At 66.1% G+C, this 15,194-nt stretch carries 16 protein-coding genes; 8 read left to right on the top strand and 8 right to left on the bottom strand.

Going from position 1 to position 15,194, the window contains the following annotated elements:
- Positions 1–22: 22 nt before the first annotated feature.
- Positions 23–2,380, bottom strand: coding sequence for a hypothetical protein (locus tag CAL12_RS26000; protein ID WP_157793131.1), 2,358 nt, complete (start codon positions 2,378–2,380; stop codon positions 23–25).
- Between the two features lie 279 nt (positions 2,381–2,659).
- Here CAL12_RS26000 and CAL12_RS25995 point away from each other — a divergent pair, with 279 nt between their 5' ends.
- Positions 2,660–3,673, top strand: a complete 1,014-nt coding sequence (locus tag CAL12_RS25995) for a cation diffusion facilitator family transporter (RefSeq protein WP_086067249.1) — start codon at positions 2,660–2,662, stop codon at positions 3,671–3,673.
- 86 nt (positions 3,674–3,759) lie between these two features.
- On the opposite strand, the gene CAL12_RS25990 is transcribed toward CAL12_RS25995, so the two are convergent.
- The 6 genes from CAL12_RS25990 to CAL12_RS25970 form a co-directional block, all read right to left on the bottom strand.
- The gene (locus CAL12_RS25990) at positions 3,760–4,440 is read right to left on the bottom strand and encodes a DNA-3-methyladenine glycosylase I (protein ID WP_086067248.1); all 681 of its coding nucleotides are present in this window, start codon (positions 4,438–4,440) and stop codon (positions 3,760–3,762) included.
- Between the two features lie 12 nt (positions 4,441–4,452).
- Complete coding sequence (locus CAL12_RS25985; RefSeq protein ID WP_086067247.1) at positions 4,453–5,571, bottom strand: serine hydrolase; 1,119 nt, start codon at positions 5,569–5,571, stop codon at positions 4,453–4,455.
- A complete protein-coding gene (locus CAL12_RS28660; RefSeq protein WP_269768414.1) occupies positions 5,564–5,689 on the bottom strand; it encodes a hypothetical protein in 126 nt (41 codons plus the stop codon). The genes CAL12_RS25985 and CAL12_RS28660 overlap by 8 nt, the downstream gene beginning before the upstream one ends.
- A complete protein-coding gene (locus tag CAL12_RS25980; protein WP_086067246.1) occupies positions 5,686–6,069 on the bottom strand; it encodes a BlaI/MecI/CopY family transcriptional regulator in 384 nt (127 codons plus the stop codon). Before CAL12_RS25980 ends, CAL12_RS28660 begins: the two co-directional genes overlap by 4 nt.
- Before the next feature lie 92 nt (positions 6,070–6,161).
- Complete coding sequence (locus CAL12_RS25975; RefSeq protein ID WP_332458707.1) at positions 6,162–7,034, bottom strand: PhzF family phenazine biosynthesis protein; 873 nt, start codon at positions 7,032–7,034, stop codon at positions 6,162–6,164.
- The gene (locus CAL12_RS25970; RefSeq protein ID WP_086067244.1) at positions 7,027–7,995 is read right to left on the bottom strand and encodes a Bug family tripartite tricarboxylate transporter substrate binding protein; all 969 of its coding nucleotides are present in this window, start codon (positions 7,993–7,995) and stop codon (positions 7,027–7,029) included. The genes CAL12_RS25975 and CAL12_RS25970 overlap by 8 nt, the downstream gene beginning before the upstream one ends.
- A 180-nt stretch (positions 7,996–8,175) precedes the next feature.
- Between CAL12_RS25970 and CAL12_RS25965 the strand changes: the two genes are divergently transcribed.
- The 7 genes from CAL12_RS25965 (at position 8,176) to CAL12_RS25935 (ending at position 14,113) form a co-directional block, all read left to right on the top strand.
- Positions 8,176–8,970 (top strand): helix-turn-helix domain-containing protein, encoded by a 795-nt coding sequence (locus CAL12_RS25965; protein WP_086067243.1) that lies wholly within the window; start codon positions 8,176–8,178, stop codon positions 8,968–8,970.
- 46 nt (positions 8,971–9,016) lie between these two features.
- Entirely contained in the window at positions 9,017–9,751 is a 735-nt protein-coding gene (locus CAL12_RS25960; protein WP_086067242.1) for a GntR family transcriptional regulator, read from the top strand.
- Positions 9,752–9,879: 128 nt separating this feature from the next.
- Entirely contained in the window at positions 9,880–11,052 is a 1,173-nt protein-coding gene (locus tag CAL12_RS25955; protein WP_086067241.1) for a mandelate racemase/muconate lactonizing enzyme family protein, read from the top strand.
- A gap of 89 nt (positions 11,053–11,141) precedes the next feature.
- Positions 11,142–12,023 carry an ectoine/hydroxyectoine ABC transporter substrate-binding protein EhuB gene (gene ehuB / locus CAL12_RS25950; RefSeq protein ID WP_086067240.1) on the top strand — a complete coding sequence of 294 codons (882 nt, stop codon included), beginning with the start codon at positions 11,142–11,144 and terminating at the stop codon, positions 12,021–12,023.
- 24 nt (positions 12,024–12,047) lie between these two features.
- Positions 12,048–12,704: an amino acid ABC transporter permease gene (locus CAL12_RS25945; protein WP_086067239.1), complete on the top strand. Its 657-nt coding sequence runs from the start codon at positions 12,048–12,050 to the stop codon at positions 12,702–12,704.
- Entirely contained in the window at positions 12,697–13,341 is a 645-nt protein-coding gene (locus CAL12_RS25940; protein WP_086067238.1) for an amino acid ABC transporter permease, read from the top strand. The genes CAL12_RS25945 and CAL12_RS25940 overlap by 8 nt, the downstream gene beginning before the upstream one ends.
- Before the next feature lie 10 nt (positions 13,342–13,351).
- Entirely contained in the window at positions 13,352–14,113 is a 762-nt protein-coding gene (locus tag CAL12_RS25935; protein WP_086067237.1) for an amino acid ABC transporter ATP-binding protein, read from the top strand.
- 17 nt (positions 14,114–14,130) lie between these two features.
- Here CAL12_RS25935 and CAL12_RS25930 read toward each other — a convergent pair whose 3' ends face one another.
- Positions 14,131–15,078 (bottom strand): 2-hydroxyacid dehydrogenase, encoded by a 948-nt coding sequence (locus CAL12_RS25930; protein WP_086067236.1) that lies wholly within the window; start codon positions 15,076–15,078, stop codon positions 14,131–14,133.
- Positions 15,079–15,194: the final 116 nt, after the last annotated feature.

The following is a 15,194-nucleotide window of genomic DNA, read 5'->3' as shown; positions in this document are numbered from 1 at the left end:
ACCCGCCTGCCTCGCCGGTTGCCTAAGCCCGACCGGGGGCGAGGCGGGACAGGATTTCCAACTGGCTCTGGCGGTACTGCTGCCATACCTTGGGCATATAGCTGATCTGGCCGTGCAGGCGCTCCATATAGCGGCGAACGTCGTCGCGCCCGCTCAGCAGCTTGTGCAGGGCCTTGCGTGCCGGCGCACCCAGGCGGTTGAGCGCTTCTTCGTGGAAATCCATTTCGCTCTGGTGCTTGAGGGACTGGCATTGGGCGTCGGACAGCTTGTCTAGGGCAGCGAGCAGCGCCTCGGCCTGTTTTTTCCTGGGCAGCGTGGCGATGACGCCGGCCAGGGCCACGGCGCCTTTCCTGATGCCGGCTTCCTTTTCCAGGCGAAGGTGCAGCGCACGGTAGAGCTCCGCCAGGCCCGCATCCGGCGCGGCGGCCGACTGCAGTTCATGGCGTGCCGCCGCCAGGCTGTCTTGCAGCCGGGCCAATCTGGCAGGATCCAGCTTGGCGATGCGTTCGCGTACCAGTGCGTTCAAGGGCATGCTGGCGGCAGTGGCGCGGCCTTTGCCGTCCCGTCGCTGCGTCAGGTCTTGCAGCGCCTGCAGTTGCCTGTGGGTCAGCCGGTCCCCGGCGATCAGGGCGTTCACCGCGCCCTTGATCAGCGCCTTGGCGGCGTCCTGCGGAGTAGGCGTCCAACGCAGCTTGGCCGCGATGCTGTGCCGGGCGTTGCGGAAGGACATGCGCAGCGTCGTGTAGGGCGTGACGACTGGCGGGTATTCCGGCTGCCCGGTCGGGGGCTCCGTGGTGGGCGCGCTGCCCTCGGCGGCGTTCGGCGGGAGGGCGGCGTCAGGGATGGCCCGAATGTTCGCGCCGCGCATGCGGAAGCCGGGTTCCCGCGCGGCGCCCGCCAATATCCCGCGGCAGGCGGTGCGCAGGTCGTCGACAAAGCGGGTCATCTGGTCGCGTATGGCCACGTCGCGCTCGAAATCCGCCAGTTCTTCGGTCATGAACTTGCCGAACGTTCGAGTGGCGGCATTCCTTTCCGGCGTTTCGCCGAGCATGGTCGCCATGGCGTACTGCTGCGTGGAGGACAGCCGGCGCATCGAGTCCATCAGGCGCTCCACGCGAGGCAGGTCGATTTCGCCCGACAGGAGATCGCCGTAGACCATTTCCCGGATGCCGGCGTCGATCTGCTGGGCTTGCCCGTTGGCCGCTGCTTCCAGGATGGCGGCACCCGGCCGATCCCAGGATGCCGCGCGTATGTGTTCCCGCGCCAGTTCGGCGACCGTGCCCAGCAGGAGCGAGGCGGCGTTGTGCTCGCGGGCGGCTTGCCGAGCCTTGGGCGTGGCGGCTTTCCGGTCGGAAGGTGGACGTACGGCGAGCAGTTTGCCCGCCTCGCGCAGGATGTTGTCGCCCATGTCATCGGTGCGATCGTTCAAGCGCGCCAGGCTGCTGAGCGTTTCCAGCGGCAGGCTATGCATCAGCGGGTCGAGGATGCGCTTGACGAACTGCCTGTCGACGGCGTCGTAGCCCTCGGCATGGCCACGTTGCGCCAGGGCGGCCACCATCAGCGCGACGCGACGGACGGCTTTCGCGTCGCCGTCGGTTTCGGTCAGCGCGATCAACGACTTGTAGAAGTCCAGGGCGCGATAGTGCAGGGCGTCCGGCATCTGACGTTCCGCGCGCGCGATGCGGCGCAGTATCGACGCGCCCGCGGGCTTGAACTTTGTCCGGGCGGCGGGCGTGCCGTGCGCGTCGTCCGTCGACGGGACAGGCGTCAAGGCTTGCCGCAGCTTGGCGATAACCAGGTCGACGTCCGGATGATGCCTGGCATTCGCCGTCAGCGTGGACGCGAGGGACAAGCCGGAGACGGCGCTCGTTTGCGTGGAAACGTCGGAAGTAGCGTGAGCGGTGCCGCGCGTGTCTCCCGGCGCCTTGACGTTGGATCGCGGGCGGGCGACCGGGGCTACATGCGGGATCGGCGGTTCCTGCGCCAGCGGAAAGCCCTCGTCGAACGTATCGAGCGCATCGAGGCCGCTGAAGAGCGAATCCGCGGACCCGATGCCATTGGATAGGGTGCGGGGCACGCCCGAATCCGGGGTGTGGGCCGATGCAAGGGAAAGGGCGTCCGCGCTGCCGGTGCTGTCGCGCGTCATGGCCCGCGGGAGCTCGGTTTTTGCAAGGCCCACGCCCGCGACCAGCCTGAGCGTGCGCACGGCCGGGACCGGTCGTTCGCCGTACATGTGCTTGTGGCTGGCCCGGCCTGTTTCGCCGAATGCGCCGGGTTCGAAGGAATGGCTGCCCAATCGGCCGGGGCGGGCCTGCGTGTCGAACGCGCTAGGGTCGGTGTGGGGGTAGGTTGCCTGGACGGCTGCTGTGCCTGCTGTCATGGTGCATCACTCTGCTGGGTATTGAAGAGCCGGAGCCGCCGCCGTGGCGGGCCGGGGTGCTGCCGTACTGGCATTTACCGGCAGATCGGTTACCTGTCCCGCCCAGTCGGTTCGAGCTTGCGCGTCTCGGATATGGATGATTCCAGTGATGGCGTGCAACTTACGATGGCATGTCGCCCACCCGCCGCCTTGCTTGTCCGCGCGCCAGCGCACGCAGTAACCACCGCTTGTCAGCATCCGGCGGTATATTCGTCGCGACCCGTTCCGCCGAGCCCCCCGATGCCGCACGTCCATGACCATGACCACGCCGCCCCAGGCGGCCACGGCAATAGCGGCCATAGCCATGGCGGGCACAGCCACGGCGGCCATGTTCATTCCGGCCACGGCGCCGCCGACGAACGCCGGCTGGCCTGGGCCCTGGGTGTCATCACCGTGTTCATGGTGGTCGAGATCGTCGGCGGCGTCTTGTCGGGATCGCTGGCGCTGCTTGCGGACGCCGGCCATATGGTCAGCGACGCGGCGGCCCTGGCATTCAGCCTGGTGGCCTTGCGCGTGGGCCGCCGCTCAGCGACACCGCGCATGTCGTACGGTTATCGACGCCTGGAAATACTGGCGGCGTTCGTGAACGGCCTGGCCTTGTTCGCCATCGCGATCTGGATCGCGGTCGAGGCCGTCCAGCGATTCTGGCAGCCGGTGCAGGTCATGGCAGGCACCATGCTGGCCATCGCCGTCGCCGGCCTGCTGGCCAACATAGTCGGGTTCCTGATCCTGACGGGCGGCAGCCAGGCGAATCTGAATATGCGCAGCGCGCTGTTGCACGTGATGGGCGATCTGCTGGGCTCGGTGGCGGCCATCGTGGCCGCGTTGGTGATCATCTGGACGGGGTGGACGCCGATCGATCCCATCCTGTCGGTGCTGGTCGCCGCGATCGTGCTGAAAGGCGCGTGGCACCTGGTGCGCTCTTCCGGACACATCCTGCTGGAAGGCACGCCCGGCGGCCTGGAGCCGCATGCGATCAAGGCCGATCTGGAGGAGAATCTCGCCGTGGTGCGCGTCGCGCATCATATTCACGCCTGGTCCATCACCGCGGAGCAGCACATGCTCACGCTGCACGTCGTTCCGCGTGAAGGCGTCGCCGCGCGCGACGTCATCGAGGCGGTGCGCAAGCGCGTCGCGGAGCGATTCAACATCTCGCATGTGACGGTGCAGGTAGAGGATTCCGACCACCACGACGCGGAGGCGGCCGACGCGGGCGGGTGCGATGCCGCTGCCTCCGGACAAGGATCGCCATGAGAGGACTACGTATCGGTATCGCCGGGTTCGGCGCCATCGGCCAATCGGTCGCCGAATCGCCGGTGACCTGAGCGGCCCGGGCGGCACTACGCCGCTTTGTCCGCCGCTTTATCCGCCGTCGTCCAGACACCGGAGCAGCCGCGTCGATGGCTGCCCAGCAGGTGCGTGTCGATCATGCCGGTCGCTTCCATCAGCGCGTGCATGGTGGTAGGCCCGACGAAGCCGAAACCGCGGGCGCGCAAGGCCTTGCTCAACGCGATCGAAGCGGCCGATATCGTGGGGATTTCCGCGAGCGTGCGCGGCGCCGGCGTTTCCGCCGGCTGGAACGACCAGATGAAGTCCGCCAGTCCGCCGTCCTCGCGCAGCCGGAGGGTGGCGGCGGCGTTGTTGATCGTGGCCAGGATCTTGGCCCGGTTGCGCACGATGCCCGCGTCGGCCATCAGGCGCTGGACGTCGTCATCCGTGTAGGTCGCGATGGTGTCGGGGTCGAAGCCATGAAAGGCGGCCCGGAAGGCCTCCCGCTTGCGCAGGATGGTGGCCCAGGACAGGCCTGACTGGAAGCCTTCCAGCACCAGCCGTTCGAACATGCCGCGCTCGTCTCGCACGGGCATGCCCCATTCGGTGTCGTAGTACGCCTGCAGCAGCGGATCGACCGCCGCCCAGGGCGGGCGCGCCAAGCCGTCGGCGCCGACGATCAGGCCGCTGTCGGCGAGGTCCGGTGCGGACGCCGGCCTTGCCGGCCTACCGGGTTTGCCACGGGTAGCCAAGGCGCCGTCCGCTTACATCGGGCGCGCGTCGGCGTTGGCGTAATTGCGTTGCAGACTGGGCATGGGGAAGGTGTTGTTCAACATGGCGGTGCGCAGATGCTCGGCGTCCATGAAATCCGCGTGGCGCCGGCTGGAGTTCAGCAGCACCATGACCACCGGTCGGCCTTCCACGGTGGTCTGCATCACCAGGCATATCCCCGATTCATTGATGAAGCCGGTTTTCTGCAGGCCGATGTCCCAGTCGGGCTTGCCCACCAGGATATTGGTGCTGCGATAGTCCAGCACGCCCTTGCCGGTATTCACCGTATAGGTCTGGTCCGTCGAATACAGGCGGATCAAGGGGTAATGCGCGGCCGCCTGCACCATCCGCACCAGATCACGCGCCGTCGACACGTTGTACTTGGACAGGCCGGCGACGTTCTCGAAACGCGTGTGCGTCATGCCCAGCGCCTGCGCCTTCGCATTCATCGCGGCGATGAAGGCCGGGCGTCCGCCGGGGTAGTAGCGCGACAGCGCCGCCGCCGCGCGGTTTTCGGATGCCATCAGCGCGATGTGCAGCATGTCTTCGCGCGACAGCACCGAGCCTACGCGCAGGCGCGATCCCGTATGTTTCTCGAAGTCCTGGTCTTCTTCGGTGACGCGGATCGGTTCGGCCAGCGAGGCGCCGGAATCCAGTACCACCATCGCCATCATCAACTTGGTGATCGAGGCGATGGGGACCACGGCGTCGGCATCCTTGTCGACCAGCGGCTGACCGGTGCTCTCGTCGACCATGTAGGCGATTTCGGAGTGCAGCGTGCTGCCGTCCGGCGCGAAGGGCAGCTTGGCGTAGCGGTCCAGCTCGAGCGCCGTGCGGGTCGCCACGGCTTTATGCGTCACGGCGCGGCCGTGGGCGGAAGTGGCTTCGTGCGAGCGGGATCGGTAGACGATCTTGCTGGTTTTCTTCTTGGCCGCGACCGGCTTGGCGGCGGGCTTCTTGGCGGCGGGCTTCTTCGTCGTCTGCGGCGCGTCGGCCGCGCTGGCATGGGTGGCGAACGGCAGCGCCAGGAAGGTCGCCGCGGCGGTCCGCAGTATCAGGCCGGTTGAGACGCGGCGCGCCAGGACGCGCAAGGGGGGCAGGAAATCAGGCATGGGAAAGCGAATCGGACCATGGTGGGGCGATGGCCTGCGCGGGCGCGGAGGCCGCGGCGGAGTACATCGTCGTGTTCGTCTGGAATGCGGGGATGGCGAGCAGGCCGCGTGCGGTCATGGCTGCTGTCCCTGCAGGAATTCTTCGATCTCGGCGCGTTCTTCTCGCGTGACGTGGCCGCTCAGGGCTGCCAGCACCAGGGCCTTGCCGGATCCCGAGAAGACCTTCTGGATCAGGTCTTTCAGCAGCCTGCTTTGCAGTGCGTTCTGCGTGTGGGCCGGCGCATACACATGGGACCGTTCGCTTTCGTCGCGCGTCAGCAGCCCCTTCGCGTGCATGATCTGCATCTGGCGCAGGACCGCGGCATAGGTCAGGTCGGGACGTTCCGCCTGCATGGCCAGGTGGGCCTGCTTGACCGTCGCGGGGCCGAGCGTCCACAGGGCGCGGAGGACCTGGAGCTCGGCTGCGGTGGGCTTGGCGGTAAGGGTGGCGAGGGTCACAAAAACGCAGGCTTGAAGAACAAAATTGCCGCGTAGAATACTTTTTCTAGAACGATCCGTCTACTTCAGGGTTTGCCCGGGGGGCGCGCCGATCAGCGCCGCCATCGCACCTGGCCGCCCAGCCAGCAGCCGCCTTGCTCGCCCCGGGCTCGCAGATGGATGGCGGATGGCGCGCCCATCGCCACGCCTTGCCGCACGGTGTAGATCCGTGTTGCCGGTATCTGGTCCTGTGCGCGCAGATAGCCCCACAGGGCAGCGGCGGCAATGCCCGTGGCGGCGTCCTCGGGATAACCGGATGCCTTGGGAAATTGCCTGGCGCAGGCGCCGCCTTCCTGCAAGGCATAGGGATAGAGGCCCGTGGAGCCTATCGCTTCGCACAGCGTTGCCATGACGCTGAAATCAGGTGCCAGCGTGTCCAGCGCCCGGTCGTCGGGCAGGCGCACCAGCGTCTTGACGCGGCTCGTGCTGGCGTTGACGGCATGCAGGCCTGGCGTCGCGGGATCGATGCGCATGGCGCGGGCGATATGCTCGATCTGCGCCGCCGACAAGGCTTGCAGGGACACGCCGGGTTGCGAGACCCAGGCCCACTGCCGCGTGTCGTCCCATTCGATGTCGACGCTGCCGCTCAGGGTTTGGACGCGGGCGGTCGGCGTCGACCACAGCCCCCATTGCCGCAGCGCCCACAGCGTGCCCACGGTCGCGTGGCCGCACATCTCCATTTCATGATCGGGAACGAAGAAACGCAGCCGCCAATCATGGGTGGCTGGATCGTCCGGCGGCAGCACGAAGGAAGACTCGTGGCCGTGCGCGGCCGCCAGCGCCTGCATCTGCCCGGCCGACATGCCGCGGGCATCGAGGACCAGCGGCACGGGATTGCCGCCACGATCGCCCGCGTCTGGATCGACGAACACGTCCAGCATCGCGGCCGTGCCTGGCGCAGGGCGCGTATTCGAAGCATCAATCAAGCTGGGCTCCCACGGCGCGCACGATGTCGCCCCAGAACGGCGTGTCGCGGGCCACCGCCTGGCCCAGGGCGGCGGGGGTATCGGGACGAACGTCCACGCCCTTGGATGCCAGGTCCGCCGCCACGGCGGGATCGCGCAGCACTTCATTCAACGCGGCATTCATGCGTGTGACGATCGCGGGAGGCGTGCCCTTGGGAAAGGCCAGTCCGTACCACAGCTGCTGCGTGTACGACGGCATGCCCTGCTGCGCGAACGTCCGGACATCGGGCAGGATGGGGGTCGCCGCCGTGGTGGCGACGGCGATCAGCTTGCCGGCGCGGACGAAGGGCGCGAGCCCCACGGGGTTGTCGAACATGATGTCCACCTGTCCGCCGATCAGATCGGTATATGCGGGCGCCGCGCCGCGATAGGGCACGTGGGTCAGGTTCAGGCCCTGGTCCTTGCGGAACATCTCGCCCAGCAGGTGCGATACGGTGCCGACGCCGACGGACGCGAAGGTGCCCTGGCCGCGCGCTTTCAAAGCCTGGGTCAGCGCCGCAAGGGAGTTCGCCTTCAGCGCCGGGTTGGCGGCCAGCACATAGGGCGATGTGCCGATGAAGCCGGCATAGGCGAAATCGCGTGTGGGATCGTAGGGCAGGTTCTTGTACAGGCTGGGGCTGACCGCGTGGGTGCTGGTGGTGACCGCCAGCGCCGTATAGCCGTCCGCCGGCGCGCGGGCGGCCTGCCCCGATCCGATGGTGCCGCCGGCGCCGCCGACGTTATTGATGATCACGGTCTGTCCCAGCTTGCTGGCGAGCATGGGCTGCAGGGCGCGGACGACCAGGTCGGTGCCGCCGCCGGGCGGGAAGGGGACGACGATGGTCACCGGCTTCTGCGGCCAGGCGGATTGCGCGTGCGCGGCCGGCGCGACGATGGCCAGGGCCATCGCGCCGGCAAGGCGATACCAGGTACGTGGGGACATGGCGACTCCTGTTGGAAGCGCCCATCCTAGGTCCCTGTGCCGCCGCCGGCGAACCGGCATGCGACATGGCGCGATCCGAATCGCGACAGCGGCGCCTGCTTGCGGGAAAACGCCTACGGCGCGCCAGGCCGTCGCCGACGCAAGCGCGAGTTAGCATAGTCGCACGATCGGAGTAATCGCATGGTTCGGCATGTCCCGCTATCTTCCAAGCTAGACCTGATCGCGCGCGACGGCTACGCGCTGGCCGCCAGCCGCCAGCCCGGCTATACCTTCCATTGGCACGCCCACGATTGCGCCATGTTGCTGTGGCCGCGCGCGGGCGCGCTGGACAGCGCGTGGGAAATGGCGGGTAGCGGTCGTCGCGGGCGGCTGGTGCGCGGCCAGGCGCTACTGCTGCCGGCCTATGTGTCGCACAGCACGCGTTCGGGCGTGGGCACGCATCAGCATGGAGAACTCTATCTGGCGCCGGAACTGGTGCGGCGCCTGCCGGGGGCGCTGGGCCGCGGCGGTGCTCTGCAACTGGATGGCGCGGCGCAAGCAATGCTGGACGCGTTGTGGATGCCCGCGTTGTCGCCCGGTGCCATGCCGGGCCTGGTGCGCGCGCTGATCGAACAATTGGGCGCCAGCCACCCCGCCGCAAGTTCGCCGGAGCCGGCGGTGCAGGTGGCGCGCCGCTGGTTGGGCCACATACAGGCGAGCCTGCGGGATGGCGGGCCATTGCCGTCGATCGCCCAGTCCGCCAGCCAGCTCGGCGTATCCGTCCGCGCCCTGCAGCGCGCCTGCATGCAGGAATACGGTCTCGCCCCGATAGCGCTGCGGCGCCTGGCCCTGGCCGAAGCCGCCCGAGCCAGGCTGGCCGCCGGCGAACCATTGGCGCGCGTCAGCGTGGAACTGGGCTTTGCCAACAGCGGCCACCTCGGCCGTCTGCTGAGGGAAGTGCCCGCATCGCGGCCAGCCACCCCGCCGGCCGCATGAGCGGACCGGTTAAACTTCGCGGCGGAATTGGCATGAGGACGCAGCGATGGCATTGGACAAGATCGAAAAACAGTCGGCCGAGCAGCTGGCCGCTGACGCCATACGCGAATACATCCTCAGCGGCCAGATCTCGCCCGGCTCCAAGCTGACCGAGGCTTTCCTGGCGGAGCGCTTCGGCTTGTCCCGGGCCACCGTGCGCGGCGCCCTTCAGCGCATGTCGCAGGAAGGCCTGGTGCAGCTCGTGCCGTACACCGGATGGGAAACGATCAGGATCACATCCCACGACGCATGGGAGCTCTACACCTTGCGCGCCAGCATGGAGTCGCTGGCGGCGCGGCTGGCCTGCGCCAGCCTGGATGAGAAGGGCAGGGGATCGTTGGAGGCGGCGTACAAGCGCCTGGTGGACGCCTGTGCCGCCGAGGACAACCGCGCGGTTTCGCGCGCCGACTTCGGCCTGCACCAGACCATCATCGAGTTGAGCGGCCACGCGCGGCTGGCCCAGTGGTACAAGGTGGTCGAACAGCAGATCTCGCTGTACATCACGTGGAGCGACTTCATACCGAAGAACGTCTATGCCACCGTGCCCAAGCATCACGGCCCGATCGTGAAGGCCATATTGGCCGGCGACGCGGAGACCGCGGCTCGGCTGTCGGCCGAGCACAACGTCGCCGCGGGCGAAAAGCTGGTGGCGCATCTGCGCGCGCTGGAAACACGCCAGGTTGCTGGCGCCGAGCCGAAAGCCGGTTCCGCGGACGGCAAGCTGGGCATCCTTTCTTCTTGACGCGACCAGAATCACGTTTCATACTTCGCCGTATATGGTCGACCATCGACTATCGCCCATCGGCTATCAAGCGCCGGCAGCAAGGCGCGCGGGTCCATGGGCGCCCCTAACTTTTCAAGGTTCAGCCAATGAAGGTCCGTGAGGTACGCGTCTACGTCATCCATACCGCCCGCCTGCACCCGGTGGTGGTCGAAGTCGAAACCGACGAGGGAATAATCGGCATAGGCGAAGCCGGCATCGCCTACGGGCTGGGACAGACGGCGGCGGCCGGCATGGTGAAGGACATCGCGGAGCGCATCCTCATCGGCAAGGACCCTTTCCGCATCGAAGCGCTGTGGTCGGAGATGTATGACCACACGTTCTGGGCCAAGGGCAACGGCGGGGCCATCGTCTATGGCGCCATCAGCGCGATCGAAACGGCCCTGTGGGACATCAAGGGCAAGGCCCTGAACGTTCCGGTGTACGAGATGCTGGGCGGCAAGATCCGCGAAGACGTGCGCCTGTATTCCAATGGCTGGGGGCAGCCCCATCGGGAGGTGAAGCCGTTCGCCGATGCCGCAGAAAAGGCCGTCAGCGAAGGCTTCGACGCGCTCAAGTGCTATCCCTTTGCCTATCGCGACCCCGATCCGCGCGCGACGTCCCGCCATCCGTCGATGCGCAGCCTGGACAAGGACATCCTCAACCTTGCCTATGACAAGCTGAAAGCGGCGCGGCAGGCCGTGGGGCCGAACGTCGACATCATGCTGGACCTGAGCGGCGGCCTGAGCTGCGACGAGACCATCCGCTTCTGCCGCAGGGCCGAGGAGCTGGACATCTTCTTCATCGAAGAACCCTGCGATCCGTTCGACGTCGGCGCGTTGAAGAAAATTTCCGACCACGTCCGCATCCCCGTCGCGGCGGGGGAACGGGTCTACACCCGCTATGGCTTCCGGCCCATGCTCGAGGCCCATGCCGTGGACGTCATCCAGCCGGATATCGCGCTGACGGGCGGCATCATGGAAGCGAAGAAAATCGCCGCGATGGCCGAAGCCTATGACGTCCGCGTGCAGCCGCATGTGTGCGGCAGTCCACTGTCGACCGCCATCGCGCTGCACCTGGATGCCTGCATTCCCAACTTCGCCATCCAGGAAATCTACCCGTACTGGCAAACCATGCCCGGCTACATCGAGATCCTGGACGAACCTCCGGAAGCTCGCATCAAGGGCGGCCGCCTGGCCATTTCGGACAAGCCGGGTTGGGGCGTGAACCTGAGGACGGATGCAATCAAGTCCTTCCTGGCGCACACCGTCACCGCCGCCTAAGCCTTCGTTCCAGATTCATTCGTGCACGCCGCGTCGCGAAGCGCGGCGATGCCTGATCAGTTGCTCACTCCAAAGAAAAAGGGGAAAACATGAAACGCATCGATCTGAAGAAACTCGCCGGCATGCTGGCCGTGACCGCCGCGGGATTGGGCGCGACTGCGGCGAGCCTGGCGGCCGATACGGCGCCGGCCCTGGACAAGGATACGTTGACCGTCGGCATCGCCAACAACAAGCCCTGGGCCTATCGCGATACGGACGGCGCCTACAAGGGCGTGAACATCGACATCCTACGCGCCGTGTTCGAACCGCTGGGCGTCAAGCACTTCAACTTCACCGTCGGCGACTTCGGCTCGCTCATCCCGGGGCTGGCATCCCGGCGCTTCGACGTGGTCGATTCCGGCGTGGTGATCACGCCGCAGCGTTGCGAACTGGTGCTGTTCGGCGACCCGGAACTGACCAGCCTGGACGCCCTGCTGGTACTCAAGGGCAATCCACGCAAGATCCATAGCTTCGATGACGTGGTCAAGAATCCCGCGCTGAAGATCGGTGGCAGCCGCGGCGGCCAGCAGACCAAGAACGCCGCATCCGCGGGCGTGACGGGCGACCAGCTTCAACAGTTCCAGAACACCGAGTCCACCGTCTCGGCCCTGCTGGCGAATCGGGTCGATGGCATCGTGTTCACCTCCGGCACCGCCAACGCCCTGCTGGAAGGCCCGAACGTGGGCGACAAGATCGAGCGCGCCAAGCCGTTCACCGGATTGATCGACGCGAAGACCGGCAAGGTCGTGCAATCCTATATCGGCGCGGCCTTCCGCAAGGACAGCCAGCCGCTGCGCGACGCCTACAACCAGCAACTGGCCAAGCTGAAAGCCAGCGGCGCCATCAACAAGATCGCCGAAAAATATGGCTTCAGCATCGAAGAGAAGGCTCCCGACGGGCTGACCAGCAGCCAGATCTGCGCCGCCGGCTGAAGCCGGGGACCAGGATCTCGTGCCATGGATTTCTTCGCTATTCTCGGCAATGTCTGGAGCGGATTCGGCATCACGGCCAGCGTAGTGGCGCTGGCGTTGCTGTACGGAATTCCGTTCGCCCTGGTGTTCGGCACCTTGCAGCACGAGCTGACGGGCTGGAAGCGGTTCGTCGTCACCTCGATCATCGAGTTCTGGCGCAGCTCGCCGATCATCGTGCTGTTGTTCGTCTTCTACTACGCGCTGCCCATGATCCACATCGAGCTGAGCGCCCTGGCGGTGGGCTGCATGGTGCTGGGCCTGAACATCGGCGGCTACGGGACCCAGGCGGTGCGCGCCGGATTGCAGGCGCTGGATCCGGGGCAGAAGGAAGCCGGCATATCGCTGGGATTGTCGCCGCTGGAAAACCTGCTGCTGATACAGCTGCCGCAGGCGCTGCGTGCCGGCATCCCCACCTACATCAACCTGCTGATACAGCTGATCAAGGGTACGGTGCTGGTCTCGCTGTTGAGCCTGGCGGACATGACCTTCCGGGCGAAGGAAATCGCGCAAGTCACCTTCATGCCCACCACGGCATACACGGCCTTGCTGCTGTCGTACTTCGTCCTTTGTTATCCATTGACGATCCTGGGCCGCTACCTGGAAAGGCACCATGGCATGCGGGAGCGCAAGCAGGATGTTTGATGCCCAATTCCTGATCAAGGCGTTCCCGGTCATCCTGGAATCGCTGGGAACGACGTTGTGGATCACGGTCGCTTCCTGCATCCTCGCCACGGTGCTGGGCTTCGCGCTGGAGCTCCTGCGTCGCGCCAACAAGTGGTTCGGCTTCATCACGGACTTCATCCGGTCCACGCCCATCCTGGTGCAGATCTATTTCTTCTATTTCGTTCTGCCCAGGTTCGGCATTACCTTGCCCGCGCTCGTCATCGGCGTATTCGCACTGGGGCTGTACTACTCGGCTTATCTGGCGGAAGTCTTCAAGGCGGGCATCGATGCGATACCGCGCGGCCAGACCGAGGCGGCGCAGAGCCTGGGCCTGTCCTGGGCGGACCAGGTGATCCGCATCATCATGCCGCAGATGCTGCGGCACGTGGCCGCGCCCATGGGCAACTACTTCGTGTCACTGCTGAAGGCCACGCCCTATCTGGCCGTGATCGCCGTGCCGGAAATGCTGGGGGCGGCGCTGGAGCTGGGTTCCGACAGCTTCCGCTACGCGGAACCCATGGTCGCCACCGAAGTCATTTTCCTGGTGCTGGCGATCGCTATCGCGCAGTTGGTGCGCCTGCTCGAACTTCACATGATGCGCTCGGCAAAGCGCTGAGGAAAACTCCATGACACAAGATCAGCGCGTGGCAGCTTCGGGCCCCGCCGTGCAAATCGATGGCTTGAACAAGTGGTACGGCAAGTACCACGCATTGCGCGACGTCAACCTGACCGTGGCGCCGGGTGAGACCATCGTCATCTGCGGGCCTTCGGGGTCCGGCAAGTCGACGCTGATACGGTGCATCAATGGGCTGGAACGGCATCACCAGGGCACGATCCTGGCCAACGGGCTGGCGGTCGGCGAAGACGCCAGGACGATGCGCGAGATCCGCAAGAACACCGGCATGGTGTTCCAGCATTTCAATCTTTTCCCGCACCTGACGGTGCTGCAGAACTGCACGCTGGCGCTGACGCGGGTGCGACGCATTGCGCGAGCCGAAGCCGAGGATATCGCCAACGCCTTGCTGGAACGGGTGCGCATGGGCGATCACACGCGCAAATACCCCAGCCAGCTTTCGGGCGGCCAGCAACAGCGGGTCGCCATCGCGCGATCGCTATGCATGAAGCCGCGCATCATGCTTTTCGACGAACCGACTTCCGCCCTGGACCCGGAAATGATCAAGGAAGTCCTGGACGTCATGCGGACACTGGCCAACGATGGCATGACGATGATCTGCGTCACGCATGAAATGGGCTTCGCCCGCGAGGTGGCCGACCGCGTCGTCTTCATGGACGGCGGCGCGATCGTCGAAGAGGACACGCCGGAATCCTTCTTCGGTTCGCCGAAGCACGAACGCAGCCAGCGCTTCCTGGCCCAGCTGCTGCACTGACCGCGGTTGCCGCGGCTTCAATAGCCGCGGGCCATATCGATGTGGCCGGACACGGGCAGTCCATCCTGCAGAGCGCGCAGTTTCTGTACGACCTGGGCTATCCCTTCATCGTTCAGCGTGACGGCTGCAATGTGCGGAGTAATGTTGATGCGAGGCTCGCTCCAGAAGAAATGGTCGGTTGGCAGCGGCTCCTGCCGGAACACGTCCAGCGCCGCGCCGCCGATGCGACCGTCCTGGATGGCGGCGAGCAGATCGCCTTCGGCCAGGTGGTGGCCGCGCCCGATGTTGATCAGATAGCCGGGAGCGCGCATGCGGTCGAAGCAATCGCGATTGAGTATGTCCTCGGTTTCCGGCGTAAGCGGGAGCAGGTTCACCAGCACGCGCAGGCCGTCAAGGAAATCGCCCAGCTGCCCTTGGCCCGCATGGCATCGTATGCCTTCGATCTGTTTGGACGAGCGGCTCCAGCCCCGTACCGGAAAGCCCATTTCCGCGATATCGGTCGCGACCTGCCGGCCCAGCACGCCCAGGCCCATGACACCGACGGAAAACCCGGATAGCGCTTCGGGCGGGCGCTTGCGCCATTCCCGTTTGCCGCGGTCGAGGTCGTATTCGTGCATGCGGCGGAAATAGCGCAGGACATGGTACTTCGCATACTCCACCATCTGCCGGCCCATGCCGGCGTCTTCCAGTCGCAGCAAGGCCACGTTGGCGGGCAGCAGGCCGGGATTGCGCCGCAGCAGGTCGGCCAGATATTCCACGCCCGCCGCCAGATAGATCACCGCCTTCAGGCCGGGGCGGGCGCGCAGCAGTTCGACGGGCGGTTTCCAGACCAGCGCGTAGTCGGCCGGCGCGGTATCGCCAGCTTCCCATACGCGAATATGCGCATCCGGCAGGCGTTCGGTAAATGCATCCAGGAACATCCGCGTCCGTGTCGCGTCACCGCCAACATACAGTAGGAGTTTCATTCTTCGACCCTTGCTCTTGTTCGTGTCCGGAGTATCGGTTTTGAACTTTGCAGGCATATGGTGAGGCCGCATCGATGGGCCCGCCAATTCTTTTTCACCGCAAGCCTATTCGTTTC

Source organism: Bordetella genomosp. 8, assembly GCF_002119685.1.
Taxonomy (GTDB): Bacteria; Pseudomonadota; Gammaproteobacteria; order Burkholderiales; family Burkholderiaceae_B; genus Bordetella_C.
The sequence above is the reverse complement of the archived record's forward strand: the minus strand, read 5'-3'. Positions and strand labels throughout refer to the sequence as shown.

What these genes read in the sequence shown, in the direction of transcription:
- CAL12_RS25935 (WP_086067237.1), top strand. Translation starts at nt 13,352, where the DNA reads ATGACACAAGATCAGCGCGTGGCAGCTTCGGGCCCCGCCGTGCAAATC.
- CAL12_RS25940 (WP_086067238.1), top strand. Translation starts at nt 12,697, where the DNA reads ATGTTTGATGCCCAATTCCTGATCAAGGCGTTCCCGGTCATCCTGGAA.
- ehuB (WP_086067240.1), top strand. Translation starts at nt 11,142, where the DNA reads ATGAAACGCATCGATCTGAAGAAACTCGCCGGCATGCTGGCCGTGACC.
- CAL12_RS25945 (WP_086067239.1), top strand. Translation starts at nt 12,048, where the DNA reads ATGGATTTCTTCGCTATTCTCGGCAATGTCTGGAGCGGATTCGGCATC.
- CAL12_RS25965 (WP_086067243.1), top strand. Translation starts at nt 8,176, where the DNA reads ATGGTTCGGCATGTCCCGCTATCTTCCAAGCTAGACCTGATCGCGCGC.
- CAL12_RS25955 (WP_086067241.1), top strand. Translation starts at nt 9,880, where the DNA reads ATGAAGGTCCGTGAGGTACGCGTCTACGTCATCCATACCGCCCGCCTG.
- CAL12_RS25985 (WP_086067247.1), bottom strand. Translation starts at nt 5,571, where the DNA reads ATGCCTGATTTCCTGCCCCCCTTGCGCGTCCTGGCGCGCCGCGTCTCA.
- CAL12_RS25970 (WP_086067244.1), bottom strand. Translation starts at nt 7,995, where the DNA reads ATGTCCCCACGTACCTGGTATCGCCTTGCCGGCGCGATGGCCCTGGCC.
- CAL12_RS28660 (WP_269768414.1), bottom strand. Translation starts at nt 5,689, where the DNA reads ATGACCGCACGCGGCCTGCTCGCCATCCCCGCATTCCAGACGAACACG.
- CAL12_RS26000 (WP_157793131.1), bottom strand. Translation starts at nt 2,380, where the DNA reads ATGACAGCAGGCACAGCAGCCGTCCAGGCAACCTACCCCCACACCGAC.
- CAL12_RS25960 (WP_086067242.1), top strand. Translation starts at nt 9,017, where the DNA reads ATGGCATTGGACAAGATCGAAAAACAGTCGGCCGAGCAGCTGGCCGCT.
- CAL12_RS25995 (WP_086067249.1), top strand. Translation starts at nt 2,660, where the DNA reads ATGCCGCACGTCCATGACCATGACCACGCCGCCCCAGGCGGCCACGGC.
- CAL12_RS25930 (WP_086067236.1), bottom strand. Translation starts at nt 15,078, where the DNA reads ATGAAACTCCTACTGTATGTTGGCGGTGACGCGACACGGACGCGGATG.